29 protein-coding genes and 1 pseudogene are annotated in these 26,031 nt (G+C 70.4%); 19 read left to right on the top strand and 11 right to left on the bottom strand.

What is annotated here, in order from left to right; all coding sequences use genetic code 11:
* The first annotated feature begins 5 nt into the window (after positions 1 to 5).
* Positions 6 to 395, top strand: coding sequence for a hypothetical protein (locus AC0NH5_RS22165; protein WP_474406850.1), 390 nt, complete (start codon positions 6 to 8; stop codon positions 393 to 395).
* Positions 396 to 456: 61 nt separating this feature from the next.
* Here AC0NH5_RS22165 and AC0NH5_RS22160 read toward each other — a convergent pair whose 3' ends face one another.
* Positions 457 to 1,551 carry a fibronectin type III domain-containing protein gene (locus tag AC0NH5_RS22160; protein WP_474406849.1) on the bottom strand — a complete coding sequence of 365 codons (1,095 nt, stop codon included), beginning with the start codon at positions 1,549 to 1,551 and terminating at the stop codon, positions 457 to 459.
* Positions 1,552 to 1,668: 117 nt separating this feature from the next.
* Here AC0NH5_RS22160 and AC0NH5_RS22155 point away from each other — a divergent pair, with 117 nt between their 5' ends.
* Positions 1,669 to 2,133 carry a hypothetical protein gene (locus AC0NH5_RS22155; RefSeq protein ID WP_474406847.1) on the top strand — a complete coding sequence of 155 codons (465 nt, stop codon included), beginning with the start codon at positions 1,669 to 1,671 and terminating at the stop codon, positions 2,131 to 2,133.
* Positions 2,134 to 2,157: 24 nt separating this feature from the next.
* Here the strand turns inward: AC0NH5_RS22155 and AC0NH5_RS22150 are convergent, their stop codons facing one another.
* Positions 2,158 to 2,424 carry a hypothetical protein gene (locus tag AC0NH5_RS22150; RefSeq protein WP_474406845.1) on the bottom strand — a complete coding sequence of 89 codons (267 nt, stop codon included), beginning with the start codon at positions 2,422 to 2,424 and terminating at the stop codon, positions 2,158 to 2,160.
* Positions 2,421 to 2,621: a hypothetical protein gene (locus tag AC0NH5_RS22145; RefSeq protein WP_474406843.1), complete on the bottom strand. Its 201-nt coding sequence runs from the start codon at positions 2,619 to 2,621 to the stop codon at positions 2,421 to 2,423. Before AC0NH5_RS22145 ends, AC0NH5_RS22150 begins: the two co-directional genes overlap by 4 nt.
* Positions 2,622 to 2,661: 40 nt before the next feature.
* Between AC0NH5_RS22145 and AC0NH5_RS22140 the strand changes: the two genes are divergently transcribed.
* The 3 genes and pseudogenes from AC0NH5_RS22140 (at position 2,662) to AC0NH5_RS22130 (ending at position 4,703) form a co-directional block, all read left to right on the top strand.
* On the top strand, positions 2,662 to 3,078 hold the full coding sequence (locus AC0NH5_RS22140) for a helix-turn-helix domain-containing protein (protein WP_474406841.1): 417 nt from the start codon (positions 2,662 to 2,664) through the stop codon (positions 3,076 to 3,078).
* Between the two features lie 121 nt (positions 3,079 to 3,199).
* Positions 3,200 to 3,607, top strand: coding sequence for a tyrosine-type recombinase/integrase (locus AC0NH5_RS22135; protein ID WP_474406840.1), 408 nt, complete (start codon positions 3,200 to 3,202; stop codon positions 3,605 to 3,607).
* A gap of 8 nt (positions 3,608 to 3,615) precedes the next feature.
* Positions 3,616 to 4,703 (top strand): annotated as a pseudogene (locus AC0NH5_RS22130) (tyrosine-type recombinase/integrase).
* Here the strand turns inward: AC0NH5_RS22130 and soxR are convergent.
* A complete protein-coding gene (soxR, locus tag AC0NH5_RS22125) occupies positions 4,681 to 5,124 on the bottom strand; it encodes a redox-sensitive transcriptional activator SoxR (protein WP_474406838.1) in 444 nt (147 codons plus the stop codon). The pseudogene AC0NH5_RS22130 and the gene soxR overlap by 23 nt on opposite strands.
* A gap of 45 nt (positions 5,125 to 5,169) precedes the next feature.
* Here soxR and AC0NH5_RS22120 point away from each other — a divergent pair, with 45 nt between their 5' ends.
* Both AC0NH5_RS22120 and AC0NH5_RS22115 read left to right on the top strand, forming a co-directional pair.
* Positions 5,170 to 5,841, top strand: a complete 672-nt coding sequence (locus tag AC0NH5_RS22120) for a transketolase (RefSeq protein WP_474406835.1) — start codon at positions 5,170 to 5,172, stop codon at positions 5,839 to 5,841.
* A 2-nt stretch (positions 5,842 to 5,843) separates the two neighbouring features.
* Positions 5,844 to 6,710, top strand: coding sequence for a transketolase family protein (locus AC0NH5_RS22115; protein ID WP_474406832.1), 867 nt, complete (start codon positions 5,844 to 5,846; stop codon positions 6,708 to 6,710).
* Between the two features lie 84 nt (positions 6,711 to 6,794).
* On the opposite strand, the gene AC0NH5_RS22110 is transcribed toward AC0NH5_RS22115, so the two are convergent.
* Positions 6,795 to 7,286 (bottom strand): hypothetical protein, encoded by a 492-nt coding sequence (locus AC0NH5_RS22110; RefSeq protein ID WP_474406830.1) that lies wholly within the window; start codon positions 7,284 to 7,286, stop codon positions 6,795 to 6,797.
* Positions 7,287 to 7,389: 103 nt separating this feature from the next.
* Here AC0NH5_RS22110 and AC0NH5_RS22105 point away from each other — a divergent pair, with 103 nt between their 5' ends.
* Positions 7,390 to 7,791: a PH domain-containing protein gene (locus AC0NH5_RS22105; RefSeq protein ID WP_474406828.1), complete on the top strand. Its 402-nt coding sequence runs from the start codon at positions 7,390 to 7,392 to the stop codon at positions 7,789 to 7,791.
* A 38-nt stretch (positions 7,792 to 7,829) separates the two neighbouring features.
* On the opposite strand, the gene AC0NH5_RS22100 is transcribed toward AC0NH5_RS22105, so the two are convergent.
* Together AC0NH5_RS22100 and AC0NH5_RS22095 are read right to left on the bottom strand one after the other, a co-directional pair.
* On the bottom strand, positions 7,830 to 8,735 hold the full coding sequence (locus AC0NH5_RS22100) for a rhomboid family intramembrane serine protease (RefSeq protein ID WP_474406826.1): 906 nt from the start codon (positions 8,733 to 8,735) through the stop codon (positions 7,830 to 7,832).
* A 23-nt stretch (positions 8,736 to 8,758) separates the two neighbouring features.
* The gene (locus AC0NH5_RS22095; protein ID WP_474406824.1) at positions 8,759 to 9,283 is read right to left on the bottom strand and encodes a peptidylprolyl isomerase; all 525 of its coding nucleotides are present in this window, start codon (positions 9,281 to 9,283) and stop codon (positions 8,759 to 8,761) included.
* 132 nt (positions 9,284 to 9,415) lie between these two features.
* Here AC0NH5_RS22095 and AC0NH5_RS22090 point away from each other — a divergent pair, with 132 nt between their 5' ends.
* Positions 9,416 to 10,006 (top strand): hypothetical protein, encoded by a 591-nt coding sequence (locus AC0NH5_RS22090; RefSeq protein ID WP_474406822.1) that lies wholly within the window; start codon positions 9,416 to 9,418, stop codon positions 10,004 to 10,006.
* 10 nt (positions 10,007 to 10,016) lie between these two features.
* Here AC0NH5_RS22090 and eccB read toward each other — a convergent pair whose 3' ends face one another.
* From eccB to AC0NH5_RS22075, 3 genes are all read right to left on the bottom strand, one after another.
* The gene (eccB, locus tag AC0NH5_RS22085) at positions 10,017 to 11,309 is read right to left on the bottom strand and encodes a type VII secretion protein EccB (protein WP_474406819.1); all 1,293 of its coding nucleotides are present in this window, start codon (positions 11,307 to 11,309) and stop codon (positions 10,017 to 10,019) included.
* Between the two features lies 1 nt (position 11,310).
* Complete coding sequence (locus AC0NH5_RS22080) at positions 11,311 to 12,420, bottom strand: magnesium and cobalt transport protein CorA (protein WP_474406817.1); 1,110 nt, start codon at positions 12,418 to 12,420, stop codon at positions 11,311 to 11,313.
* Between the two features lie 84 nt (positions 12,421 to 12,504).
* Positions 12,505 to 13,599: an aminotransferase-like domain-containing protein gene (locus AC0NH5_RS22075; protein WP_474406814.1), complete on the bottom strand. Its 1,095-nt coding sequence runs from the start codon at positions 13,597 to 13,599 to the stop codon at positions 12,505 to 12,507.
* Positions 13,600 to 13,706: 107 nt separating this feature from the next.
* On the opposite strand from AC0NH5_RS22075, the gene AC0NH5_RS22070 reads away from it, so the two are divergent.
* From AC0NH5_RS22070 to AC0NH5_RS22060, 3 genes are read left to right on the top strand one after another with little or no spacing between them, the layout of a single operon-like run.
* The gene (locus tag AC0NH5_RS22070) at positions 13,707 to 14,438 is read left to right on the top strand and encodes a phosphocholine cytidylyltransferase family protein (RefSeq protein WP_474406811.1); all 732 of its coding nucleotides are present in this window, start codon (positions 13,707 to 13,709) and stop codon (positions 14,436 to 14,438) included.
* Positions 14,426 to 15,487 carry an iron-containing alcohol dehydrogenase family protein gene (locus AC0NH5_RS22065; protein ID WP_474406808.1) on the top strand — a complete coding sequence of 354 codons (1,062 nt, stop codon included), beginning with the start codon at positions 14,426 to 14,428 and terminating at the stop codon, positions 15,485 to 15,487. The genes AC0NH5_RS22070 and AC0NH5_RS22065 overlap by 13 nt, the downstream gene beginning before the upstream one ends.
* A complete protein-coding gene (locus AC0NH5_RS22060; protein ID WP_474406805.1) occupies positions 15,468 to 16,220 on the top strand; it encodes a CDP-alcohol phosphatidyltransferase family protein in 753 nt (250 codons plus the stop codon). The genes AC0NH5_RS22065 and AC0NH5_RS22060 overlap by 20 nt, the downstream gene beginning before the upstream one ends.
* Before the next feature lie 103 nt (positions 16,221 to 16,323).
* Here AC0NH5_RS22060 and AC0NH5_RS22055 read toward each other — a convergent pair whose 3' ends face one another.
* Positions 16,324 to 17,508 (bottom strand): glycosyltransferase family 4 protein, encoded by a 1,185-nt coding sequence (locus AC0NH5_RS22055; RefSeq protein ID WP_474406802.1) that lies wholly within the window; start codon positions 17,506 to 17,508, stop codon positions 16,324 to 16,326.
* A 78-nt stretch (positions 17,509 to 17,586) separates the two neighbouring features.
* Between AC0NH5_RS22055 and AC0NH5_RS22050 the strand changes: the two genes are divergently transcribed.
* The 7 genes from AC0NH5_RS22050 to AC0NH5_RS22020 all read left to right on the top strand — a co-directional run bounded on the left by AC0NH5_RS22050 (position 17,587) and on the right by AC0NH5_RS22020 (position 26,025).
* Positions 17,587 to 18,447: an Fpg/Nei family DNA glycosylase gene (locus AC0NH5_RS22050; protein ID WP_474406799.1), complete on the top strand. Its 861-nt coding sequence runs from the start codon at positions 17,587 to 17,589 to the stop codon at positions 18,445 to 18,447.
* A gap of 176 nt (positions 18,448 to 18,623) precedes the next feature.
* Entirely contained in the window at positions 18,624 to 20,210 is a 1,587-nt protein-coding gene (locus tag AC0NH5_RS22045) for a sugar transferase (protein WP_474406796.1), read from the top strand.
* A gap of 347 nt (positions 20,211 to 20,557) precedes the next feature.
* Positions 20,558 to 21,751 carry a sensor histidine kinase gene (locus tag AC0NH5_RS22040; RefSeq protein WP_474406793.1) on the top strand — a complete coding sequence of 398 codons (1,194 nt, stop codon included), beginning with the start codon at positions 20,558 to 20,560 and terminating at the stop codon, positions 21,749 to 21,751.
* Positions 21,748 to 22,488 carry a LytR/AlgR family response regulator transcription factor gene (locus tag AC0NH5_RS22035; RefSeq protein WP_474406791.1) on the top strand — a complete coding sequence of 247 codons (741 nt, stop codon included), beginning with the start codon at positions 21,748 to 21,750 and terminating at the stop codon, positions 22,486 to 22,488. The genes AC0NH5_RS22040 and AC0NH5_RS22035 overlap by 4 nt, the downstream gene beginning before the upstream one ends.
* 183 nt (positions 22,489 to 22,671) lie before the next feature.
* The gene (locus tag AC0NH5_RS22030) at positions 22,672 to 23,367 is read left to right on the top strand and encodes a response regulator (protein ID WP_474406789.1); all 696 of its coding nucleotides are present in this window, start codon (positions 22,672 to 22,674) and stop codon (positions 23,365 to 23,367) included.
* The gene (locus AC0NH5_RS22025; protein WP_474406787.1) at positions 23,364 to 24,413 is read left to right on the top strand and encodes a HAMP domain-containing sensor histidine kinase; all 1,050 of its coding nucleotides are present in this window, start codon (positions 23,364 to 23,366) and stop codon (positions 24,411 to 24,413) included. Before AC0NH5_RS22030 ends, AC0NH5_RS22025 begins: the two co-directional genes overlap by 4 nt.
* A gap of 82 nt (positions 24,414 to 24,495) precedes the next feature.
* Positions 24,496 to 26,025: a DUF4153 domain-containing protein gene (locus tag AC0NH5_RS22020; RefSeq protein ID WP_474406785.1), complete on the top strand. Its 1,530-nt coding sequence runs from the start codon at positions 24,496 to 24,498 to the stop codon at positions 26,023 to 26,025.
* Positions 26,026 to 26,031 lie beyond the last annotated feature (6 nt).

Raw genomic sequence — 26,031 nt, 5'->3', positions numbered from 1 at the left:
TCTTCGTGGCTACGCCGCGTGTCACGGATGATCCAGCCCACCGAGATAACGGCGACGGCCTGAGCCAGCAGCAGGACCGTGACGAGAAGGGCCTCGTGGATGCTGGCCGCCGCCGCGCCGGCGAGGGACAGCTCAATGTGTTCGGGCAGGTCTTGGCCGTGGCGTCGAGGTCAGCGCGGGCGATCACCTTGGCGGTGCGGCCGGACGGCAGGGTGACCAGCGAGCCGACCGGAGCGGCCGTGCCCTTCGGGCAGAACACCGTGGTGGACGACACCGCGGTGCTGCCTTCGGTGTCCTGGGTTTGGACCGGTACGACGCGGTTGGTGTCGTCGACGACGCACGGGCCCACGGCGACGGGGCCAGCGAACTGGTCGCCGTACGCGCCGGAGCCCTGATATGCCTGCACCTCGACGGTCCGGGGCTCCGGCACACACGCCGCGATGAACTGATTCCACGTCACCAGGCCTCCCCCGGGCCGAAGCCGGTCAGCCCCGCCTGCTGGAGCACGGCGTACGCCTGGTCGACGAGGCCGCCGGTGGTCGGCACCGACGTCGCCGAGCTGCCGCGCTGCACGCTGAGCTTGCCGATCGTGAAGGACTGCGGCGCCGAGGCGACCCCGAGGCCGGTCTGGTCGCCGCCTTCCAGCTGTCCGGCGATTTGCTCGAGTACCGCGTCGCGCAGCGCCGCCTTGACCGCGGGCAAGGCCGGGTCGTAGATCGCGCACAGGAGCACCCGGTCGACCATCCGGGAAGCCCGCGTGAGCAGCTGCGCCGCGTTGGCCGGGGTGCGACCCAGGTGATCGTGCAGCTCGGTGATCGTTGCGTACGCGCCCGGGACCTCCGGTGACGGGCTGGTCGTCGAGGTGGTGACCGTCGCCAACGAGCTGGCGTTGCCAGCCGCGTCGACCGCCCGCACGCCCAGGGTGTACGAGGTCGCCGCGGTGAGCCCGGTGAACGTGTAGGCCGTCGCCGTGACGCCGCTCGCTACGACGGCGCCGTTGCGCAGCAGCTCGTACCCGTTGACGCCCACGTTGTCGGTGGCGGCCGTCCAGGTCAGCGCGATCTGCGTCTGCCCCGGTGTGGCCTGCAGGCCCGTCGGTGCAGACGGTGCGGTCGTGTCCGGCGGCGCCGGGAAGCCGTACGCGGCCAACGCGACAGGCTCCGGCCGGACCAGGCCGTTCGGGAACGGGTACGCGGGCGGGGCGAGCTGGGCCTCCGGGTCGGTCTTGCCGTCGGCGGTGAGGCCGGCGGCCTTGAGGATCGCGGCGGTCCGCTCCTCGGCGGCCTTGGCGCGGTCCTTGGCCTTGCGCTCGCTGTCGCGGGCGGCGGCCAGTGCGCGCTGGGCGCGGTCGGCGTCGAAGTCGCCCTCGATCTTCGGCGTCTTCTCACCGGTGTCGTCGTCGCCGGCCTTGCCGGTGTCGCCTCCACCGTTGTCGTGCCCGGGGCCGCGGCCTTCGCTGGTGTCTCCGGGGTCTTCCCGGTGCCAGCCGCCGCGCGGGACGCGGATGGTGGCGATGCCGGACAGGGCGTTGCGGCGCGCGGTGCGGTACATGCGGATTGCTCCTGTTGTGTCGTGCGGCCCTTGGCCACTCGATGGGGGTTCTCCGTCCTGGGCCTTGCCGGGACGCCGTACCGTGCTCGCCGGATCACTCCGAGCTGAGGGAGAGTCGTGCGGGCACGTCAGGTATGGGGAACGGCCGCCGCTGTGGCGGTGGCGGGCATGGTGATCGCGTGCGGCAGCGGTGGCGCCGATGACAGCGACGAGGCGGCTGAGGCTCCGGCCAAGGCGACAACGGCAACAGCCAAGGCGACCGGCCAGGCTCAAGCCGTCGTCGATGCGATCGACGCGAAGTGGTCAGCGCCGAACCCGCGAGACACGACTTCCGGGTGCGCTGCGAAGGAGGGCGACACAGGTACAGGCTGCGTTTCCCGCATCACCACCGACGCTGTCACCGTGATCGAGCTCGCGAACGAGGGCGACGCCAAGGAGTGGGCCACCACAATGGGTGAGGCCGGCGAGGCGACCCAGGCTGGCCGGTTCGTGCTCACCTGGAACAGCGAGCAGGAGAAGACCCGCGAGAAGGCCCGGGAGGGCATGGTGTCCATTGCCATGGCGGCCAGCGAAAAGTCTTAACGCGACACACCCGGGCGGGGTGAGCTACTGGCCCATGATCTCGCGGGCGCGGCGGTAGAACTCCTCTTGCGCTTCCTGCGGGGCGTCCAGGTCGACGTGGTGCAGGTTGTAATCGCTGTCCGGCTTCGGATGCTGCTCCGGGTGGAAACCCGCCCGGTCGGCCCACTTCGCGACCCACTCGTCATTCCACGCGGCCAGCTCGCGGAGCCGGCGCACGCGGTCCGCCGAGGGCCGCTTGGGTGGTTCCCGGTCGAGGTTGGGTTGGTAGAGGTGCTGGATCGGATCGGTCATAGCCACTTCACCCCATGCCAGTCCGAGCCGAGCATCGCGGCCTTGCCGATCCACGGCCAGGCTTTGACGCCAACGTCGTCGGATCGGCCGCACTGGCTGATCTCGAACGAGGTCGGATATTCGTCGGCGCCGAATCGGATGTTCTCGGCACGCTCCAGGATATCTTCGGCGGCCTGCATCGATGTGCGTGCGCGCACACGAGTGACAGGACGTGCAGCGATCCCTAATGTCGTGCACGTGCGCACCATTGATTGGCCCGAGCAGGAGGCCTTCCTCCGGCAGCTCGACGCCGTCAAAAAGCGCCACAACATCCGCCACGACAGCGCGCTTGCCGAGCTGGCCGGCATCAGCCACACCGCTGTCTCCAACTGGCGCAACCGCAAGGCTCGGCCGTCGCTGACCGCGATCACTCGTATCGCCGAGGCGATCGAGGAGCCGCCGCAGCCGCTGCTTGCCGCCGCCGGTCTCATCGAGGACCAGGACGAAAGCGTCGACCAGCTGGCCGGCGTGCCGGACTCGATTCGCAGGCTGGTCGCCCTCTACCGCAGCGGTGACGACGCCGTACGCGCGCGGCTGGAAATGGGCGTGACCGTGCTGACTGAATTCGCCGACGACTACCAGCGACTCAGCGACGCCCACAAGCGCACGTCGTAAGCGCTTATCGGCGGGCTGAATAGCCCGCGGCTTCCCTACCTCTTACCCCTCTTCCCCCTGATGAGGCGATAGTCCAATGTGGATTGTAAAGCATGGTCCTACCTGGCGTATTCGCGACGAGGTGGCCGGCAAGAAGAAGACCATCAAGTCCGGGCTGCCTAACAAGACGGTGGCCGGCAAGGTGCTGGAGGGCCTGCGCGTGGACCGGGCGCGCGGCAACTACATCAACCCGCAGCTCGGGAAGGTGACCCTCGCCCAGTTCATCGACACGTTCTGGCCGGGTTACGAGATCTCGCTCAAGCCGTCCGCGCGGCGCAGCGAGGGATCGCGGCTCAGGACGCACATCGTGCCCCAGCTCGGCCGATACCAGCTCGACCAGATCGACGCGATCGTCGTGCAGGACTTCGTCACAATCTCCTGGTCGAGGGGATCCCGGACCCGGTCGACGGGCCGGTCCGCAAGCCGCTGGCGGAGAAGACGGTCCGCAACGTCCACGGCGTGTTGCACAAGATCCTCGCCGCCGCGGTGACAGCCAAGATGATCGGCGCCAACCCGGCCTCGGGCACGGCGATGCCACCACGCGAGCACATCGAGATGATGTTCTTGACGCAGCCGGAGATCGGCAGGCTGCTCGCGGCGTGCACCGGGCAGTACGAGTACTGGCGCCCGCTCGTGATGCTGCTGGTCACGACCGGCCTGCGGTATTCGGAGGCTCTCGCGCTGCGCGTCGGCCGGGTCGACGTATTTGCCAGGTCGTTGCAGGTGCTCCAGACGGCATACGAGGCCGCCAGCGGCGAGTACATCTACACCACGCCGAAGACCAAGTTCTCGCGGCGCCAGGTTGCGCTGACGCCCGAGCTGGCGTTGGAGCTCACACCCGCCCTGGCCGGGAAGGGCCGCACCGACCTTCTGTTCACGATGCCCGACGGCCGGCCCGTGACGCGGAACTTCCGTCAGCGGATCTGGCTGAAGATCCGGGAAGACGCCGGCTTGGACGGGCTCGGCTGCACGACCTCCGCCACACGGTCGCCGCCTTGCTGATTTCCAAGGGCGTCCCGTTGACGGCCGTGCAGCGGATGCTCGGCCACTCGTCGATCAAGGTCACCAGCGATCTCTACGGGCACCTCATGCCGGAGGTGAACGAGAGCATCGTCGCGACCATCAGCGCCGCGCTAGCGGAGGGGGGATCCGTGGGGGGACAGTGGGGGAAGTCAGCCCTGTTGAATCCTGATCAACTTCCGGTCGATCCTGGTCACACGCTGGGCGGCGATGTTGGGACCAGGGCTGTTGTCTGGGTTCGAATCCCACGCCCCCCGCTTCTGGTCTTCCCAGGTCAGCGCCTTGCTCGGGGGCGGAGACCGCCGCGCCGGGTCGCCGTTTCGACCGGCTGGCAGCCAAGCATGATCCCTGACCGTTTTAGCTGCTTGAGCGCCAGCCCAGCGCGCTCGGCCGGGGGAGCGCCAGCCACAAACGCTCGTGTGGGGACTTGGGGTTCGTTTCGCACCCGAAGTCCCCACGCTTGCTGGGCAGCAGGTGCGTGGAGCTGCGCAGTGGTGTCGGCGGGGTGGGACGGCGGCTGCCGAGGCGCGCTGAGGCAGGAGGTCAGCCGGCGGGCGGGTTTATGATCAGTTGAGGGCCGGCGCCCCGCCTGGCGAGCTGGTCGGACGGGTTGACCAGCTTGCACCGCTGCAGCGACAGACACCCGCACCCGATGCACCCGGTCAGCTGATCCCGCAACCGTTCCAGGACCGCGATCCGCTCCTCCAGCCGGTATCGCCAGCGGGCCGACAACCGCGACCAGTCCGCCTTGGTGGGTGTCCGGTTCTCCGGCAGGGAGGCGAGCGCCGCCCGGATCTCCTCGAGCGACACCCCCACCTGCTGAGCGATCTTGATGAAGGCCACCCGCCGCAGCTCGGCCCGCTCGTAACGGCGCTGATTGCCGCTCGTCCGGCTGGCGTGGATCAGCCCTTCCTTCTCGTAGAACCGCAACGCCGACGGCGCCACCCCGCTGCGGGCGGCCAGATCGCCGATGGTGAGCGTTTCCATCGCACTCCTTGAGCTGAAGTTAACTTCAAGTTGCAGCCTAGGCCCATGACAGTACTCACCGCGTCCCCACACCGTCTGCAGAGCCTGCTGAGCCGGATCACCGGCGACGAGAAGCACGCACCCAGCGCCCACTCCACAGTGGATGTCCTCTGGGTGCTCTACGACCGGGTGCTGCGCATCACTCCGGAGACTGCCGACGAGCCCGACCGCGACCGGTTCCTGCTCTCCAAGGGGCACGGGCCGGCGGCCTACTACGCCGTACTGGCCGCCAAGGGCTTCTTCCCCGAGGAGTGGCTGGACGATCTCGCCGGCCCGCACAGCCGGCTCGGGCACCATCCCGACCGGGTGCTCGTCCCGGGCGTCGAGGTCGGGACCGGGTCGCTCGGCCACGGGCTGGGCCTGGCCGTCGGCACCGCCCTCGGGCTGCGGGCGCAGGGCTTCCTGCGGACCCGCACAGTCGTGCTCCTCGGCGACGCGGAGCTGGACGAGGGCTCGAACCACGAGGCGATCGCGTACGCGGCGGCGATCAAGCTGCCGCTCACCGCGATCGTCATCGACAACCAGTCGTCGACGCACGGTTGGCCCGGCGGCATCCCGGCCCGTTTCCCTGGGTGGAGCGTCTCCGTCGTGAACGGGCGCGATCACGACGAGATCGAGCGCGCCCTGTTCATCACCGGCCGGCCGCACCTGGTGGTCGCGGCCGTGGAAGGACGATGACCATGCGAGACACGTTCATCGACACGACGACCGCCCTCCTGGACGACGACCCGCGGACCGCGCTGGTCCTCGCGGACATCTCGGCGTCCTCGTTCCGGGTCGCGCAGCAGCGACATCCGGACCGCGTCTTCAACGTCGGCATCCGGGAGCAACTCATGGCCGGGGTCGGCGGCGGGCTGGCCCTCACCGGGCTACGGCCGATCCTGCACTCGTACGCGCCGTTCCTGATCGACCGTGCCTACGAGCAGATCAAGCTGGACTTCGCGCATCAGGACGTGGGTGCGGTCCTGGTCAGCATCGGCGCCTCGTACGACGCGGCCGAGGAGGGGTACACGCACCAGTCACCGGGCGACGTGGCGCTGCTGGACACGCTCGAGGGGTGGACCGTGCACGTGCCGGGCCACCGGGAGGAGGTGCCGGATCTGCTGCGCGCCGCCGCCGGGCACGACGACCGGGTCTATGTGCGCCTCTCCGAGCAGGAGAACTCCCGTGCCCACTCCAACGGTGTGGTGCGGCACGGCGGGGCTTCGCTGGTGGTGGCCGTCGGCCCGATGCTCGACCCGGTGCTGGAGGCGACCCGTGACCTGGACGTCACCGTCGTCTACACGAACACCCCCCGCCCGTTCGACGAGCTCGCGACGGTCACCGGCGACACGGTCGTGCTGGTGGAGCCCTATCTGGCGGGCACCTCGGCGCGGTTGGTGAGCGAAGCGATGGGCGACCGGCCGCATCGCGCGCTGCACCTCGGTGTCGGGCGTGCCGAGGTACGGCGCTACGGCTCCTGGCGCGATCACGCCGAGGTGCACGGGCTGGACCCGGCCGGCCTGCGCCGGTCGATCAGCGCCTTCCTGAGCGGGCGGAACAACTAACGGCGGGAGCCGGCTCGGGCCACAACAAGCGGAGCGAGCAACGGCGGGAGTCGGCTCGGGCCAGAACAGGCGGCGGAAGACGGCTCAGGCCAGAACGGGGGCCGGCGCGGGCGTGGCGACAAGCTTCGCCCGCGCCGGGGTGGTCACCGGCTCCCGCCGTCCCTGGAACACCTCACGCAGCAACTCCTCGACCCGCCACACGGCCGCCGGGTCGCTCAGTCGCATGCGGAACCGCTCCCGCACGCCGTCCATCGCGGTCGCGGCCAGCTCGATCCCCGGCTTGGAGAGGTCGAGGCGCCAGGTCACGTGACTGAGGTGGCGCAGGTTCACGTTGAGGTGCAGCCGCAACCGGTGCAGGGGCCGCGTCTCGCGGAGCACGACCGCCCGGCGCCTGGTCAGCAGCAGGTAGTAGTCGCCGGAGAGCGGGGCGCCCGGACGCACGCAGCGGGTCACCAGGACCGCGGGATCGTCCTGGTCCACACAGTTTCGGAAGATCGACAGGTGCCGGCCCGCCGACGGAAGGGAGATCGATCCGGCTTCGGCAGCGATGTGGAACGTACTCAAGAACACGTCCATGTGATGTTTAACGGCCGATGAACAACGAGGAGGCGGCCGGCTCCGCTGAATATCGGATTACAGCCCGTTCCGCGGCGTATGAAACGGCTGCCATAGTGGTGCCATGCAGTGGCGCGTCAAGCCGGTTCTGCCGGTGTCGAAGCTGATGGGTGCGGTCGCTCTCGTGGTGCTCGCCGCGGCGTTCGCCGAGGGCGATCCGGTGCGCTGGACGCTGGGTGTGGTGATCGCGGCCGGTCTGACCGGCTGGGCGGTGCGAGACCTGATCGTGCCGGTCCGGCTCACGGCGGACACCGGAGGCGTCACGGTGGTCACCGGGTTCGCCCGCCGGCGGCATCTGCCCTGGGAGAAGATCGAGAGGGTACGCGTGGAGCGCACCGTCCGCCGTGGCCTCCGCAACGAGCTGCTGGAGATCGACGCCGGTGACGCGGTCTACCAGTACGGGGCGCACGACCTCGGCGCCCTCCCCGAGGACGTGGCCGCCCAGCTGAGCGACCTGCGCAGCTAGGCCCTGTTTCGTGGAGGATGGCGGGGCTGCGGCGTGGCCTAACCGGCGATGGCCGCCGTCCGGGCCACCGCCGCGGCGATCAGCAGGACCGCCAGCGCCGTGCAGCCCAGCGCCTGTTTCTGCGATCGGCGCGGCTGAGACGCGTACACCAGGATCGCCGCCGCGGCAGCGCCCGCGATCAACCCGCCCACATGTCCCGCCACCGAGATTCTCGGGATGGTGAACGTGAAGATCAGGTTGGTGACCAGCAGCGGCACCATGGCACTGACGTCGCGCGACAGCCGCCGGTTCACCACGAAGACCGCCGCCATCAGGCCGAACGTCGCGGTCGAGGCGCCCGCCGACGCCGCGAACGGAAGCTGGAACACGTACGCCGCGACGTTGCCGCCGAACCCGGCGAGCAGATAGAGCGCGGCGAACCGCAGCGGGCCGAGCTGGGCCTCCAGATAGCGCCCGAGCTGTGCCACCAGCATCATGTTGAGCAGCAGGTGGACCGCGCCGTAGTGCAGGAACATCGCGGTGACCAGGCGGTACCACTCGCCCTCGACGATGCCGTGCACCTCACCGCCGTACGACGACCAGCCGAGCACCTCGCCGAAGTCGGTCAGCGGCGTGCCCGCGCCGAGCAGGCCCAGGAAACCGCCCGCGCCGCCGATGGCGCGGGGGCCGCCGACGACCGCGGAAGCGATCATGACCAGGATGTTGATCACGACGATGCCGGTCGTCACGTAGCCGAGCTGGCCGGCGCGACTACCGCCGAAGGCGGTGCGCGCCGGCCGCTGGCCACGGCGTCCCTCTTTGACACAGTCCGGGCACTGATGGCCGATCGCCGCGTCGTTCATGCAACTCGGGCAGATCGGACGATCACACCGGCTGCACCGAAGCAGGGTCTCTCGCTCCGGGTGCCGGTAACACACCGGTGACGTCGAGGGAGCCTCACTCATGACACCAAAGGTACCGTGAGCGGTCAGGAACGCTCGATCTCCACTCGCTGGATCACGACGTCCTCACGGGGCCGGTCACCCGGTCCGGTCGGCGTGCTCGCGATCGTGTCGACCACCTTGGCGGACTGCTCGTCGGCGACCTGGCCGAAGATCGTGTGCCGCCGGTTCAGGTGCGGGGTGGGCGCGACCGTGATGAAGAACTGCGAGCCGTTGGTGCCCGGGCCGGCGTTCGCCATCGCGAGCAGGTACGGGCGGTCGAAGCTGAGTTCCGGGTGGAACTCGTCGCCGAACTGGTAGCCCGGGCCGCCGCGACCGGTGCCGGTCGGGTCACCGAGCTGGATCATGAAACCGGCGATGACCCGGTGCGAGATGGTGCCGTCGTAGTAGGGCCCGCTACCCGGCTGACCAGTGCGCGGGTCCTTGTACTCCTTCGTTCCCTCGGCCAGTTCCACGAAGTTGCGGACGGTCGCTGGAGCGTGATCCGGGAAGAGCTGAAGTCGAATCACGCCGTGATTGGTGTGAAGGGTGGCGTAGATGTTCTCTGCCACGGGTACTCCCGTCTGCGGTGATGGGACTGTTCTCGTGCAATTCGGATCCTCCCCCATGTCATGGATCCGGCCGCGCGGGGGTACCCGAGAAGGCAACATGGCCTGGGAGAAGACCACAGGAGGTGGGCACTGGTGTTCGCAACGATCCGTCGTAAGAGCCGCGGCGCGCGCATGCGCAATGAGCTCAACCAGAGCATGGATCACTTCAAGCGTGCGGCTTCGCTGGCCGCGCAGGAGACCAGCGCGACCGTCGCACCCAAGTTCAACGCCGCGAAGGACCGCGTCCAGCCGGCCGCCACGAAGGCAAAGGACGCGGCCTCGGGCAGCTGGGACAGCGCGCTGGCCGCCCTGACTCCGCTGGTGGCAGCGGCGACCGACAACGTGCGGCAGACCGGCAAGGAAACCCGCAAGCTGACCAAGAAGCAGACCAAGCAGCAGGCCAAGGTCGCCAAGAAGCTGGAGCGCAAGGCGGAGAAGGCGACCGGCCGCAAGAAGGGCCGGACCGGCAAGCTCGCCGGTTACGCGCTGCTCGGCACCGCTGTCGGCATCGGCGCGGCGTACTTCGCCCGCCGTCGTCAGGACGCGCAGTGGGAGGAGTACGACCCGGCTCCCGCCGCCACGCTGACCGGTGCGGAGGACTCGGCTTTCGAGCCGATGGAGCCGACCGTCTACACCACGTCGAACGGCACCGTCGCCGACCCGACGCAGCAGAACCCCCGGTAAGGCGTAACGGTTACGGCTGCCCGGCCCGGATCGGATCCAGGGCCGGGCCGGCCGGCAGGTACCCGACGAGCTGCGCCGGCGTCCGCCGGATCGGCACGTCGGCGTACCCGAGCCGGCCGGCCAGACCACGGTCCGTCAGCGGGTGACGGCGGCCGTGGTCGGTCACCAGGTGAACCGTGCCGATCCCGGCCGGCGCGCCGGGTGACGCCGCGGCCTCGACGAGGGCGCCACGGCCCCGGGGCACGTGCACCCGGTCGACGCGGGCCGCCCCGGTGGGCACCTCGCCCTCCGGGAATGACGCGTTCACCCGTACCTCCGCCTCGGTCTTCGCCTCCGCCGGGGCCGTCACGCACGCAGCCGCCGGCGAGTCCGCGAGCTGGGGCACCCGGGCCGGAAGGCCCGCTCCGGCGTCGAGCCGCGTCGCCGAGGCCGGCAGCTCCCGGAAGGCCGCGCCGATCGCCACCGGCGTGGCCAGCAGTCGTGCCTGCGTCTCGGTGACCGGCGCGATCCCGTCGGCGAGCACCACCGCGAACTGGGTGCCGTCGGTGACCACCTCCCCGGCCCGCCGCCCGGCGATCACCGAGGGCACACCAGCGTCCGGGATCCGCGGCGCGGCCAGATCGGGGCCGAACCCGATGGCGTCCACCCAGGCCGCCGCGACCGGCCACGGGGTACGACCGAACCAGCCGAGCGCGCGCTGGATCCCGTCCACCCGCTCGGCGGGCAGCAGGAAGCGCCGATTCGCGTGCACCAGATGGGTGCGCCCGGTCTCGTCCCGGACCAGCAGCCCACGGTCTGCCAGGGACGTCCCGCCGGACGGCTCGACACCGACCAGCAGCGTGCTGCCCACCGGCGACGTGCACACCGACCACGGGCCCTTGAGCAGCTCACCGGCGGCGGGCAGCGAGTCGGGCGCGCCCGGGATGCCGAGCGGCACGCCCAGCGGCACCTTGGCGAGCTTGCCGGCTGACACCGTCTTCAGCTCAGGACGATCGCCGCCGGCCAGCAGCAGCCCCGAGGTGTAGTTGAGCACCGGGTGCAGCCGGCCGTCGCGATAGACGTACCGCGCGCCGGTGCGCTTCTCCAGCAGCACCGCGTTCGGGTCGGTGGCCTCGGTCAGGGTGTGGCCGGTGAACATCCCGTATGCCGCGGCGCCACCGAGGGCGAGCGCCCCGACCAGCGCACCGATCAACGCGGTCGCCCCGGCCCGGCGCATCGGCGAGCGCTGGGGGTCCGCATCGTGGGTGACCAGGGCGGCGACGACACGCTGCACCCCGAACCGGTACGAGTGCAGCTCGTCCACGTCACAACCAGCCGTTACGGCGCAACGCCCGGTAGAGCAGCACCGTGATCGCCGAGAGCACCGCGATCAGGGCCGGATAGCCGTACTTCCACTGGGTCTCGGGCATGTAGTCGAAGTTCATGCCGTAGACGCCGGCGAATGCCGTCCACACCGTGGCGATGGCCGCCCATGAAGCGATCTTGCGCATGTCGTTGTTCTGGTCGACCGTCACCTGGGCGAGGCGCGCCTGCAGGATCGAGTTGAGCAGGTCGTCGTAGGAGGAGACCTGCTCGACCGTACGGGTCAGGTGGTCCTGCACGTCCCGGAAGTACCGCCGGATCTCCTTCGGCACCACGCCGTGGCTCGACGTGATCGACCCGATCGGCCGCTGCAGCGGCACCACCGCCCGGCGGAACTCCACCAGCTCCCGCTTCAGCTGGTACACCTGCTGGATCGGGGCGGTGCGGTCCCGTGAGAAGACACCCTCCTCGATGATGTCCAGGTCGGCCTCCACCTGGTCGGCGACCTCCAGATAGTGGTCCACCACCCGGTCGGTCACCGCGTACGCCACCGCCCACGGCCCCTGCTGCAGCAGGATCGCCCGCTCCGATTCCAGGTCGGCCCGCACCGGCGCCATCTCGGAGGCGTCACCGTGCCGCACCGTGATGACGAACCGCTCCCCGATGAAAATCATCATCTGGCCGGTCTCCACCACCTGCGAGCTCTCGGTCAGCTCCTGATGCGGCACATAGCGCGCGGTCCGCAGCACCAGGAAGTGCACGTCGCCGAACTGCTCCAGCTTGGGTCGCTGCTCGGCCTTGACCGCGTCCTCCACGGCCAGCTCGTGCAGCCCGTAGGTGTGCGCGATCGCCGCCATCTCCTCCTGGGACGGGGCGTGCAGGCCGAGCCACACGAAGGCGCCGTCCAGGGCGTACGCCTCGGCGAGGGCCTGGTCCGGGGAATAGTCACCCGGCATGCGCTTGCCGTCGAGGTAGACGCCGCAGTCCACCACAGCGGTCGAGTCCCGCCGGACGGTGCCGCCGGTTTCGGCGTGCTCACCGTTCGCCAAAAACCGGTGCATGGCCCGGGCAGCCAGCCGCCGCGTCCACGCACTCGTCTCGCGCTCGGTCATGGTCAACCTCCCCCGGGGACGACAAACCAATCGAGGCTACCCGGAGGTTCCCGTGCCGGCTCGGCGCCGGCACGGGAAAGACCGTCAGCCGCGTACTTCCTCGATCGCCTCGGCGATGCGCCGCACGCCCTCGTCGATCTGGTCGACGGTGACCGCCGAGAACGCCAGGCGCAGCGAGTTCCGGCCGCCGTCGAGCAGGAAGTCGCTGCCCTTGACGATCGCGACGCCCTTCTTCATGGCCGCCGGGAACAGCTTGTCCACGTCGACGTCGGACGGCAGGTCCACCCAGAGGAAGTAACCGCCGTCCGGCTCGGTGAAGGTCGCGCCGGGGATGTGCCTGCGGATCGACTCGGCCAGCACCCGGGCCCGCTCGCCCAGCGCGGCGCTGACCGTCCGCACCGACTTCTCGATGTCACCGGAGACGCAGAACTGGTGCACGATCGCCTCGGAGACCATGCCCGGCGAGATGTAGAGGTTGGTGGCCTTCTTCGCGATCGCGTCGATCAGCGCGGCCGGGCCGACCAGGTAACCGACCCGGACACCCGGGCAGACGGTCTTGGTGAAGCTGGAGGCGTGCACCACGGTGTTCTCGGTGTCCATCGAGAGCATCGAGGGCAGCGGCTCGCCACGGAAGCGGATGTCGACGTACGGGTCGTCCTCGAAGATGATGAAGCCGAACTCGGCGGCCAGCGCGAGCAGCGCCTGCCGCTTCTCCAGCGAGAGCGTGAGGCCGGCCGGGTTCTGGTAGTTCGGGATGATGTGCGCCAGCTTCGGCCGCACCCCGGACTCCAGCAGGCCGCGCAGCTCCTCGACGTCGATGCCGTCCGGCTGGAGCGTCACCTGGTGCACCTTGGCGCCCAGGTTCTGCAGGTTGAGCAGCGTCCGGTCGTACGTCGGCTTCTCCACGACCACGTCATCGCCGGGCTGCACGAGGTGGCCGAAGAGGAAAGCGTCGGCCTGCAGTGAGCCGTTGGTCACAATGACCTGGTCGGGCGAGACGCCGTGCTTGTCGGCGATCCACTTGCGCAGCGGCAGGTAACCGACGGAGGTGCCGTAGGCCGTCACACCTGCGGGATCGGCCTCGAAAGCGCGGGTGGCGGCGGCCTTCAGGCCCTCCACGTCGACGATGTCCAGCGACGGTGCGCCACGGGCGAAGGAGATCAGCTGCTCAGCGGTCATGCCCATCAGCTTAGAAGCCGGGTCTATACCATTTTCATAGCGGTCCTTGCGAGTGCCGCTATCCTCGCTGGGCACCTTCACACCCTCGTTCTGGAAGGAACCACCCCATGATCGGACTGGTACTCGCCGCCGGCGCCGGGCGCAGGCTGCGCCCGTACACGGACACGCTGCCGAAGGCGCTCGTCCCCGTGGACGGGGAGACCACGATCATGGACATCTCGCTGCGCAACCTCGCCGCCGCGGGGTTGACCGACGTGACGATCGTGGTCGGCTACTGCGCCGGCGCCGTCGAGGAGCGTGTCGAGGCCTTCCAGAACAAGTACGGCGTGAAGATCTCCCTGGTCCACAACGACAAGGCCGAGGAGTGGAACAACGCCTACTCCCTCTGGCTGGCCCGGGACCACTTCGCGCAGGGTGCGCTCATGGTCAACGGCGACACCGTCCACCCGGTCAGCGTGGAGCAGACACTGCTGGCCCACCGCGGCCCGAGCATCCTGCTGGCTGTTGACACGGTGAAGAAGCTGGCTGACGAGGAGATGAAGACCGTCTTCAATGCAGATGGCCAGCTCACCAAAATCACGAAGCTGATGGACCCGGCCGAGGCCTACGGCGAGTACATCGGCGCCAACATCATCGAGGCGTCCGCCGCGGCCGGGCTGGCCGACGCGCTGAAGACGACCTTCGAGCGCAACCCCGACCTCTACTACGAAGACGGCTTCCAGGAGTACGCGAACCGTGGTGGCGAGGTCCGGGCCGCCGAGATCGGCGACCTGCCCTGGGTCGAGGTCGACAACCACGACGACCTGACCAAGGCCCGGGACATCGCATGCCGTTACTAGCCCGTAGCGTTCAGACCCCGCTGCACATCGACGTGCGGCGGGGCGCGGTCGCCAACCTCGGCAAGATCCTCGCCGACGGCCGCATCTCGGCCGGCGGCGACGTGGCCGTGGTGGTCGGGCCGGGCCTGGGCGAGAGCATCGTCGACCTGCTCCGGCCCTCGTTGAAGTCGGCCAGCATCTACACCACCACCGGCGGCACCCTGGACGCCGCGCTGGAACTCGGCGACAAGCTGCGCTCCGGCAACTACGACGCGGTGGTCGGCATCGGCGGCGGCAAGACGGTGGACACCGCGAAGTACGCGGCCAGCCGCTGGGGCCTGCCGATGGTTTCGGTCGCGACCAGCCTGGCCAACGACGGCATCGCCTCGCCGGTGGCCAGCCTGGTCAACGACGGGATCAAGGGCTCCTACGGGGTGCACATCCCGTTCGGCGTGATCGTCGACCTGGACTTCGTGGAGAACGGGCCGGACCGGGTCAACCGGGCCGGCATCGGCGACGTGATCAGCAACATCAGCGCGCTGGCCGACTGGGAGCTGGGCCGCGAGGTCCGCGGCGAGCCGGTCGACGGCATCGCCGCCTCGCTGTCCCGGATGGGCGCCGAGGCGATCCTGTCCATGCCCGGCGACATGTCCGACGACGCGTTCGTCACGGTCCTGGCCGAAGCGCTGATCTCCAGCGGCCTCGCGATGGCCGTCAGCGGCAGCAGCCGGCCGTGCAGCGGTGGCTGCCACGAGATCATCCACGCCACCGACTCGCTCTTCCCGGACACCGCCTCGCACGGCGAGCTGGCCGGCCTGGGCGCGCTGTTCTGCACGTTCCTGCGCGGCGACGAACGCCGCTTCGCGCAGATGGCCGCCTGCCTGTCCCGGCACCAGCTGCCGCGCACGCCGGCCGACGTCGGACTGGACGTCGAGCAGTTCGTGCGGGTCATCGAGTTCGCGCCGCGGACCCGGCCGGACCGCTACACCATCCTCGAACACCTCGCCATGACGCCGGACGAGATCCGGCAGAAGACAGCCGAGTACACCGATGCCGTCACCGCCCACTGACCCGCATCCCACCGCGAAGGACACCCCCACGCCGGGTACGCCCACCGCGCACGACTACTACCAGGTCAACCGGGGCGGCGGCCTGTTCAGCGAGGCCGTCAGCCAGCGTCTGGGCGCGCGGATCGCGGTGCAGGCGCACAAGCACCACCTGACCCCGACCGTGCTCACGATCTTCAACCTCGGCCTCGGCGTCCTCGTCTCGTTCGTGGTGATCGCGGCGGCCGGCCCGGTGGCGGACGGCAGCGGGTGGGCGCCGCTGGTCGGCCTGATCGCGCTGGCCGGGTGGCAGCTGGCGTACGCGTTCGACTGCTCCGACGGCCAGCTGGCCCGGGTCACCGGCCAGAGCAGCGCGGCCGGCGCCCGCCTCGACGTGCTGTGCGATGTCGCGGTGCAGTCCTCGCTGGTCGCCGCGTTGGCCGCGACCGCCAAGGCGCAGGAGCCGGACACCCCGGCCTGGTTGCTGGCGGCGTTCGCCGCCACCTGGATGGTCAACCTGGTCACCTCGGTGATGCAGCAGGGTGACCAGGCGGCCAGCATGGTCACCAGCCAGTCCCTGCCGGTACGCGCGATCAAGCTGATCCGTGACTACGGTGCGGTGATCGCGCTTGCTGGTGTGGTGCTGACCGTGGCGCCGCAGTGGACGGTCTGGTTCGTGGCGCTGTTCACCCTGATCAACGGTGGTTTCCTGGCGGCCAGCATCGCTTTCGCAGGCCGCGCCGCCCTGAAATCCTGAACTTCGAACCCCCGCCGCAACCCCACGTGGTGATTTGAGGCGCGCTTCGCGCCCCAGATCACCACACCAGGTGGTTGTCCGCCGACCGTGCCCGGCCGTGGACCTACGCGAGCACTCCCTGGGAATCCGAGATCATGTCGGTGTAGACCTCGATCAGCCGCTTGGTCAGCACGTCGGGGTGGAAGTGCCGCAGGTAGCGCTCCCGGGCGGCCGCCGCAGCCGGGGCCGCCCCGGCCCGGGCCGCCGGCAGGGCGGCGGCCAGCGACGCGGCGTCCGGCTGTGCGAGCCATCCGGCCGCCTCAGCGCCGGCACCCACCATGTAGGGGATGCCGCCCACCGCGGTGCCGAGCACCGCACGCCCCGACGACATCGCCTCCAGGATCACCGTCGGGAGCACGTCCTCCCAAGTCGGCACCGCGATCACCACGGCCGAGGCGCGCCGGGCCGCGACCATCCCGGCCCGGTCCAGCGGGCCCAGATAGGTGACGTCGGAACGCTCTGCCGCGGCCTGCTCCGCCAGCGGGCGCAACTCACCGTCCCCCGCGATCCGCAGCGTGCCCAGGCTGCCGTCCGGGTGCAGGCGCCAGGCGTCCAGCAGCAGGCCGAGGCCTTTCTCCGGGGAGAGCCGGGCGCCGTAGAGGAAGCCGTCACCCAGCGGCGCGGGCGCACCGGGGTCGGGCAGCCCGTTCGGCTTGATCACGATCCGGTCGGCCGGGATCCCGTAGTCGGTCAGGTGCGCGGCGATCTTGTCGGTGAGCGCGATGTAGCGGTCCACCGAGCGCCACGTCCCCCGGTGCACGGCCAGCGTGGTCGCCATGATCGCGCTCTGCGCCGCCGAGCCGCGGTAGCACTTGTGCGCGACGGCCGGCCAGCCGAACGCCTTGCCGCGGCAGTCCCGGCAGTTGTGCCCGTCCCGGAAATAGAGCCCCGAGGAGCAGACCTGCCGGTAGTTGTGCACCGTCTGAACCACCGGGACGCCGTGCTTGTGCGCCGTCCGGATCACCCACGGGGAGAGCAGCGGGTACGGGTTGTGCAGGTGCAGCACGTCAGGTTTTTCCGCGGTCAGCAGCTTCGACAGGTCCCGCTGGGCGTCCACGCCATAGAGAGGGGAGATCGGCAGCAGCGCTTTGCGCGAGGCCGGCATCTCCCCGATCGAGTCCGAACTGCGCTGGAACGGGATCACCTCGACACCCGCGTCCCGCAACTGCCCGATCTCGGTGTCGACGATGACGTTCTCCCCAGACGGGATCGCCTCGCGGTACCGGTTGTGCGCAACCACCACCTTCATGGCCCGAGCCTAATGGCCGCGGACTGCGGGGCTCGCTGCGCTCTCTCCTCGCTCGCGACAAACAGCTACCGTGAACGAGTGCCCGAACTCCCCGAGGTCGAGGCGCTCGCGGCTTTCCTTCGTGAGCGCGCGGTCGGCCACACCGTGCAGCGCTTCGAAGTGTCCTCGTTCAGCGCGCTGAAGACGTATGATCCGGCGCCCTCCGCCCTCGCCGGGCTCGAGCTGACCAGCGCCGGCCGGCACGGCAAGTTCCTCGACGTCGGCCTCGGCCCGGACATCCACCTGGTCGTCCACCTCGCCCGCGCCGGCTGGCTGCACTACCGCGAGTCGTTCAAGTCGCCGGCCCCGCTCAAGCCCGGCAGCGGCCCGATCGCGATCCGGCTCCGCCTGGACCACGGGTCCGGTTTCGACCTGACCGAGGCCGGCACCCAGAAGTCTCTCGCCGCCTACCTGGTGCGCGATCCGGCCGAGGTCCCCGGCGTGTCGCGGCTGGGCCCGGACGCGCTGGCCGTTTCCCTGGACGAGTTCACTTCTCGCATTCGCGGGCGAAATGGACAGATCAAGGGCGTGCTGACCGACCAGGAGGTGCTCGCCGGGATCGGCAACGCCTATTCCGACGAGATCCTGCACGTCGCCCGGCTGTCCCCGTTCACACTGACCGGCAAACTGACGGACGAGCAGGTCAGCGCTCTCTACAACGCGATGCGCGAGGTCGAGACCGACGCGGTGCAGCGGTCCATCGGGATGAAGGCCGCCGAGCTCAAGGGCGAGAAACGCGCCGGCATGCGGGTGCACGCGCGCACCGGCCTGCCCTGCCCGGTGTGCGGCGACACCGTGCGCGAGGTGTCCTTCGCCGACAAGAGCCTGCAGTACTGCCCCACCTGCCAGACCGGGGGCAAGCCGCTGGCGGACCGGCGCCTGTCCAAGTTGGTCCGGTGAGCTGCCACCGGGCAGTCACGCAACGTACACGCTGGTATCGGACTTGCGGCGTCGCCTTCACTCCGGGCAATCCATCGGTATAGTGGCTCGGTCCCTGGCAACCGTTATGACGCGAACGGGTATCGGCGGACCTGCCGGTGATCCAAAGGTCGTGGCGGTGCGTAATCTTTTTCCGGATGCGGGAGGACGTAGGCGAAGTGACGACTAGCCTGCATCGCCCAACCACCGACAGCAGCCGGAGCAAGCCCGTGGGGTACGACAGCTTCGAGTGGCAGCAGGAGCAGCCGCCGAGCAACGGCGTCCCCCGATCGGCGTGGACCCGGCAGCACCGCCGGGTGTCCCGCTGGCACCGGCCTTACACCCTGGCCCTGATCGTGCTCGACCTCTTCTCGGTGCTCGGCGCGAGTTACATCGCCAGCTTCCTGGAGAAGTCGCGGGCCGGTTTCACCGGCCGCAGCTGGGGATTCCTGGAGGGCACCGAGCTCTTCACCTTCTTCGCGTACGTTGCGCTCCCCCTCGGCTGGCTGATCCTGCTCTGGACCAACGGCTCCTACGACCGGCGTTACCTCGGCCTGGGCAGCGAGGAGTTCAAGCGGGTCGTGCGCACCTCGGTCACCGTCGTGGCCGGAGTGTCGCTGCTCGCCTTCGCCACCAAGGCCGACCTGTCCCGTGGCACGGTCGCCACGGTGTCGATCGCGGCCCTGGTGCTGATCCTGCTGTGCCGTGTCACCGCTCGGCAGGTCCTGCACATCGCCCGCCGCCGCACCGGTCACGGCGCCCACCGGATGGTCCTGGTGGGCACGCTGCCCGAGGCGCTCGAGGTCTACACCGCGGTCACCCGCAGTCCCGCCGCCGGCCTCATCCCGGTCGCGATCCACCTCACCGACGGCTACGCAGCCGCCCGCGGCATCGAGACCCCGGTGCCCGTCTACGCCGGCCGGGACGTGCTGTCGCTGGTCCGCGAGGTCGGCGCCGACACGATCGCGGTCTGCGGCTCGGCCAGCGCCGAACCCGGCGAGCTGCGCCGCCTGGCCTGGCAGCTCGAAGGCACCGGCATCGACCTCGTCGTCGCGCCCCAGCTCACCGACATCGCCGGCCCGCGCGTCCACATCCGCCCGATCGAGGGCCTGCCGCTGCTGCACGTCGAGGAGCCCACGCTCTCCGGCCCCGGCTGGCTCACCAAGAACCTGATGGACCGGATCGCCGCCGGCCTCGGCCTGATCCTGATCAGCCCGATCCTGCTGATCATCGCGATCGGCATCCGGCTCTCCGATCCCGGCCCGGTCTTCTTCCGCCAGCCGCGCGTCGGCCACGAGGGACGCACGTTCCGGGTGTGGAAGTTCCGGACGATGTACCAGGACGCCGAAGAGCGCAAACGGACCCTCGAAGAGCTCAACGAGTCCGACGGCATGCTCTTCAAGATGAAGAACGACCCCCGCATCTTCTCCTTCGGCGCGAAACTGCGGGCCACCTCCCTCGACGAGCTGCCCCAGCTGATCAACGTCCTCAAGGGCGAGATGTCGCTGGTCGGCCCCCGCCCGCTGCCCGCCGACGACGGCGACTACCTCGGCGACGTCCGCCGCCGGCTGCTGGTCCGCCCCGGCATCACCGGCCTGTGGCAGGTCTCCGGCCGCTCCGACCTGTCCTGGGACGAGGCGGTGCGCCTCGACCTGTACTACGTCGACAACTGGTCGCTCACCTACGACCTGAGCATTCTGTGGCGCACCATCTTCGTCGTCCTCAAGCGCAAGGGCGCCTACTGACCCCCGCTCCGCTCAAAGATCAAGAGCAGGATGTCGTAGCGGGGTGGGTGGCACAGACCGTCGCTCCCGCCGAGGGCCGTGCGGCGGCTCGCCGGCCGCTACGCGTCCGAACCACTCCCCACCACCCGGCAACGTGCGTGAATGGTCCCGCCCAACCCCCGTGTGTGAACTTCGGGCTCGATCCGCACCCGAACTTCACACATACCCGGGCTGGCCCGCGGGCGGGACGCTTGCGTGTGAACTTCCGGCTCGAAACGGACCCCAACTTCACACGCTCGGGCTGACCCTCACATGGTGTGGCGGGGTGGGCATGGTGTTTTGGGGCGGGAGCGGCGAGTATCTCCACCGTGGCAGGTCAGGTGGGTAGCGTGCTGGCGGTGGTCGCCGTGCTCGCGGCCCTGTCCGCGGCGGTGGTGGCGGTCATCCGGCTGCGGGCGCGACGAGGGATCGCCACCGCGATGCAGCGGGCGACCTACGACGTGTTGCACACGGCGGCGCTCGCGGCGGAGCCGTTGCGGGCCGGGCTGAGCGCGGCCAATGCGGGCAAGGCGGTGAAGCATCTGCGCACGCTGGTCGGTGCGACCGGGCTGGCGATCGTCGACGGCGCGGACTGTCTGGCGTTCGACGGGCGCGGCACCCATCACGAGGAGCAGCTGACCGCCGCGGCGCAACGGGCCACGAAAACGGGTCGTTCGGTCGTACTCAATGGGGCTGATCTTCCTTGTGACCGGATGGATTGCGTGGTTCGCGGTGCTGTGGTGGCACCGCTGTCCGGGCCGGCCGGCGCGGCTGAGGCCGCGCTGGTGGCGGTGGCGGACGGCCAGCCGGCGCCGGGTCTGGTGCAGGCGACGCTGGAGGCGGCGCGGTGGGCCGGGTCGCAGCTGGCCCTCGCCGAGCTGGACTCGTCCCGTGAGCGGCTGGCCCGGGCCGAGGTGCGGGCGTTGCGGGCGCAGATCAGTCCGCATTTCATCTACAACGCGCTGACCGCGATCGCCTCGTTCGTCCGCACCGATCCGGAGCGTGCCCGCGAGTTGATCCTGGAGTTCGCCGAGTTCACCCGGTACTCGTTCCGGGCGCACGGTGAGTTCACCACGCTGGCCGAGGAGCTGCGGTCGATCGACCGCTATCTGACCATCGAGCGGGCCCGGTTCGGTGACCGGCTGCAGGTGCGGCTGCAGATCGCGCCCGAGGTGCTGCCGGTGGGGCTGCCGTTCCTGTGCCTGCAACCGCTGGTGGAGAACGCGGTGCGGCACGGCCTGTCGCGTAAGCCGGGCGTCGGTATGGTGAGCATCGAGGCGCGGGACGCCGGTGCGGAGTGCCATATCACGGTGGAGGACGACGGGGTCGGCATGGATCCGGCGGTGTTCGGGCAGGACGGTCCCGACGGTGAGGACGGCCAGCACGTCGGCCTGGTGAATGTGGACGAGCGTCTGCGCTCGGTCTTCGGCGATCACAACGGCCTGGTGGTGGAGACCGCCCCCGGCGCGGGAACGAAGGTGAGCATGCGGGTGCCGAAATTCCATCCCCGGGTCCGGGCATGAGCAGCCTCGTCGTGCTCGCTGTCGACGACGAGCCGCCGGCCCTGGACGAGCTGGCCTATCTGCTGGACGCCGACGGCAGGGTGGCGCACGTGCACCGGGCCGGTGACGCGACCGAGGCGCTGCGGGTGCTGCGCGACACCGAGGTGGACGCGGTCTTCCTGGACATCCGGATGCCCGGGCTGGACGGCATGGAGCTGGCCCGGATCCTGCGCCGTTTCGCGCAGCCGCCGGCGATCGTCTTCGTGACCGCGTACGACGACGGGGCGGTGGACGCCTTCGATCTGGGGGTCACCGATTACGTGCGCAAGCCGGTGCGGGCCGAGCGGCTGGGCGAGTCGCTGCGCCGGGTGGCGGGTCTGCGGTCGGCGCCGGCCCCGGCCGTGCCGGCCGACGAGCCGGCGATCCCGGTGGAGCTGGCGGGCACCACACGCATGCTGCCCCGGTCGTCGGTGCGGTGGGTGGAGGCGCAGGGCGATTACGCCCGGCTGCACACCGGGGAGACCTCCCACCTGGTGCGGGTCTCGCTGGCAACCCTGGCCGAACGCTGGGCCAATGCCGGCTTCGTCCGCATTCACCGCTCCTACCTCGTGCAGTTGAAGCTGGTCACCGAGCTGCGGCTGACCAGCTCCGGCTATGTGGTGGCGGTCGACGGCGCCGAGCTGCCGGTGAGCCGGCGGCACACCCGCGAGCTGAAGGACCGCCTGATCCGGGCCGCCAAGCACGACTGGACGCGTTAATCCACACGCTTGTCCACAGGTTCACAGGTTTCTCCACAGAGTTATCCACAGGACCTGCAACTTGCAGGATCATCTCCACAGTTCGTTCACAACTCCACCCCGGCCTCTGCGCACCCGGTCAATAAGCTCACGCCGCAGGTTGCGACGCGGGGCGCATCCTGGCGGAGGACAGGAGGCGGCACCGTGGAGACGACCGAGCGACGGGTCCTCGTGGTCGAGGACGAGCGGGCCATCGCCGACGCGGTGGCCGCCCGCCTGCGCGCCGAGGGATTCCTGGTGCACACGGCCGGCGACGGGCCGAGCGCGGTGCAGGCCGCCCGGACGTTCCGGCCGGACGCGATCGTGCTGGACGTGATGCTCCCCGGCTTCGACGGCCTGGAGGTGTGCCGCCGGGTCCAGGCCGAGCGCCCGGTGCCGGTGCTCATGCTGACCGCTCGCGGCGACGAGACGGACCTGCTGGTCGGGCTCGCGGTCGGCGCCGACGACTACATGGCCAAGCCGTTCTCGATGCGGGAGCTGACGGCCCGGGTGCACGCGCTGCTGCGCCGCGCCGAGAAGGCGGTCGCGGTGGCCGAGCCGGTAGCCCGGGACCTGATCGAGCTCGGCGACCTGGAGATCAACCAGGCGGAGCGCCGGGTCCTGCGCGGCGGCGTCGAGGCACACCTGACGCCGACCGAGTTCGACCTGCTCGTGCACCTGGCCCGGCGCCCGCGGACGGTGCTGCCCCGGGAGCGGCTGCTGGCAGAGGTGTGGGGCTGGGCCGACGCCTCCGGGACGCGCACGGTCGACAGCCACATCAAAGGCCTGCGGCGCAAGCTGGGCGCGGACCTGATCCGCACGGTGCACGGCGTCGGGTACGCCCTCGAGGTGGACCGATGATGCTGCTCCTGCACAACCTCGCCGCCCGGCTCCTCGGCTGGCTGCCCCGGCCGCTCGACCCGGTCCGCTCGATCAAGGCCAAGCTCTCCCTGGCCCTCGGATTCGCCGGCGGCGTCGGCCTGCTGGTGTTCCTGTGGAGCATCGACTTCTATCGGGTCGAGGTGCTCTGGGTCGCGATCGCCGCCGCCTTGGGCCTGGTCACCCTCCAGGTGATGGCGCACGGCGCGACCGTGCCGCTGCGCCAGATGACGGTCGCCGCCCGGGCCATGGCGCGCGGCGACTACACCCGCCGGGTGCACACCCGCTCGCAGGACGAGGTCGGCGAGCTGGCCGCCGCGTTCAACCAGATGGCCGCCGACCTGGCGGCCGCCGACCGGCAACGGCGGGAGCTGATCGCGAACGTCTCGCACGAGCTGCGGACGCCGATCACCGCGTTGCAGGCCGTGCTGGAGAACATCGTCGACGGGGTGGCCGCGGCCGAGCCGGAGACGATGCGCACCGCGCTGGCGCAGACCCAGCGGCTCAGTCGACTGGTCACCGACCTGCTGGATCTGTCCAGGCTGGATGCCGGCGTGGTGCCGCTGCGCCAGGATCTGATCGACGTGCCCGCCTTCCTCGACGAAGTGGCCCGGGAGGCCGCGGTGAACGCCGAGGGCATCGGGCTCGAGGTGAAGTTCGAGGTGTCCGCCCCCGGCATCGTGCTCTCCGGTGACCGGGAACGACTGCACCAGGTGTTCGCCAATCTGCTCGACAACGCGGCCCGGCACAGCCCGCCCGGCGGCATCGTCACGGTGCGGGCCGAGCGCCGGGACGAGCACTGCCTGCTCTCGGTCGCCGATCAGGGCGCCGGCATCCCGGCCGCCGAGCGGGAGCGGGTCTTCGAACGGTTCACCCGGGGTGAACGGGCGACCGGCGGCGGCACCGGGCTCGGCCTGGCGATCGCCCGCTGGGTGGTGCAGCTGCATCGGGGAACGATCGCGGCGGTCGATCCGGACGATGAACGCGGTTGCCGCATCCAGGTACGTCTGCCGCTGCAAGCCGCCTGACGCGGCCGAACAAGAAAGCGAGATCGACATGTCCACGGCACCGCCAGCCCTTCCTTCGGAACAAAAAGAACAGAACGGCCCGATGCACGGGCCCTGGCCGCCGCCCACCACGGGCGGGCGGACCTGGCCCGGTCCCGGCCGCCCGGCCTCGGCGGCCACCCTCGCCGCCCTGCTGGTGGCCGCGGTGATCGGCGCGTTCAGCGTCCCGCTCGACCGGGCCGGCGTCGGCTGGCTCGTCGTCGCGATCGCCGGGACCGCCGCCCTGGTGGTGGCCCGGGCCGTGCCCGACCCGCCGGCCGTACCGCCCCTGGTCCGGCGCCCGGTGCCGGGCCTGGCCCGGGACCGGTTCTTCTGGGCGACCGCCACGATCGCCCTGCTCGCGGTCGGCACGTTCCGGGCCGCGGACTGGCTCTTCGCCCTCTGCGTGGTGACCGCGACGGTCACCACGGTGCTGGCGATCAGCACCGGGCGCTCGCTGCGGTCGGTCGTCGTCGCGTACCTCATCGTCCCGGTGGCCGCGCTCCGCGGCCTGGCCTGGCTCCGCGCCGGTCTCACCCGCCTGGGCAGCCGGGGCTCCACCAGCGTCCCGGTCCGGGTGGCCGGCACCGCTGTGGTCTCGATCGTGCTGCTCACCGTCTTCGGTTCGCTGTTCGTCTCGGCCGACGCGGCGTTCGCCCGGTTCTTCGCGGCACTGGTGCCCGAGTTCCGGGTCGACTCGATGATCCGCTGGGTGTTCGTCGGCGGTCTCACGCTCACGCTGCTCGGCGCGGCCGCCTTCCTGCGCGCGGCGCCACCGGCGGCCGGCGGCCTGGACCACACCGAGGGCCGCAAGGTCGGCCGGCTGGAGTGGGCGGTGCCGCTCAGCCTGCTCACGCTGCTCTTCGCCGCGTTCGTCGCGGTCCAGCTCACCGTGCTCTTCGGCGGCAGCCGGCACGTTGTGCAGACCGACGGTCTCACCTATGCGGAATATGCCCGCAGCGGCTTCTGGCAGCTCTGCGCGGTCACCGCGCTGACCCTGGCGGTGCTGGCCGGCGCCGCCCGCTGGGCACCCCGGACCGGCCGGGCCGACCGCCTGGTGCTCCGGTACGTGCTGGGCGCCCTCACCGTGCTCACGTTCGTCATCGTCGCCTCCGCGCTGCACCGGATGAGCGTCTACACCGACATCTACGGGCTGACCCGGCTGCGGTTGCTGGTCGCCGCCTGCGAGGTGTGGTTCGGCCTGATCCTGGTGATGGTGCTGGTCGCCGGCATCCGGATCAGGGCGCCCTGGCTGCCCCGGGTGGCGCTGGCCACCGGTGTGCTGGCCCTGCTCGGCCTGGCCGCCGCCGACCCGGACGCCCTGATCGCCGAGAACCACGTGCAGCGGTACGAGCGGACCCAGCGCATCGACACCGGCTATCTCGGCAACCTCTCCCCGGACGCGGTGCCGGCACTCGCCGAGATGGCCGACAGCGAGAAACGCGCGTGCCTGCTCCAGGCGATCGGCGAGGCGACCGCACCGGACGAGGGCTGGCGCGAGTGGAACCTCGCCCGCGCGGCGGCCCGCGACCTGATCGCCCGGCACCGGCCCGGCGACACGCGGAAATGCGCTGCGGAGATCTACAGGGATTGACAATCC

Source organism: Actinoplanes sp. 13, from assembly GCF_056134165.1.
This window is presented reverse-complemented; position numbering and strand designations above follow the sequence as displayed.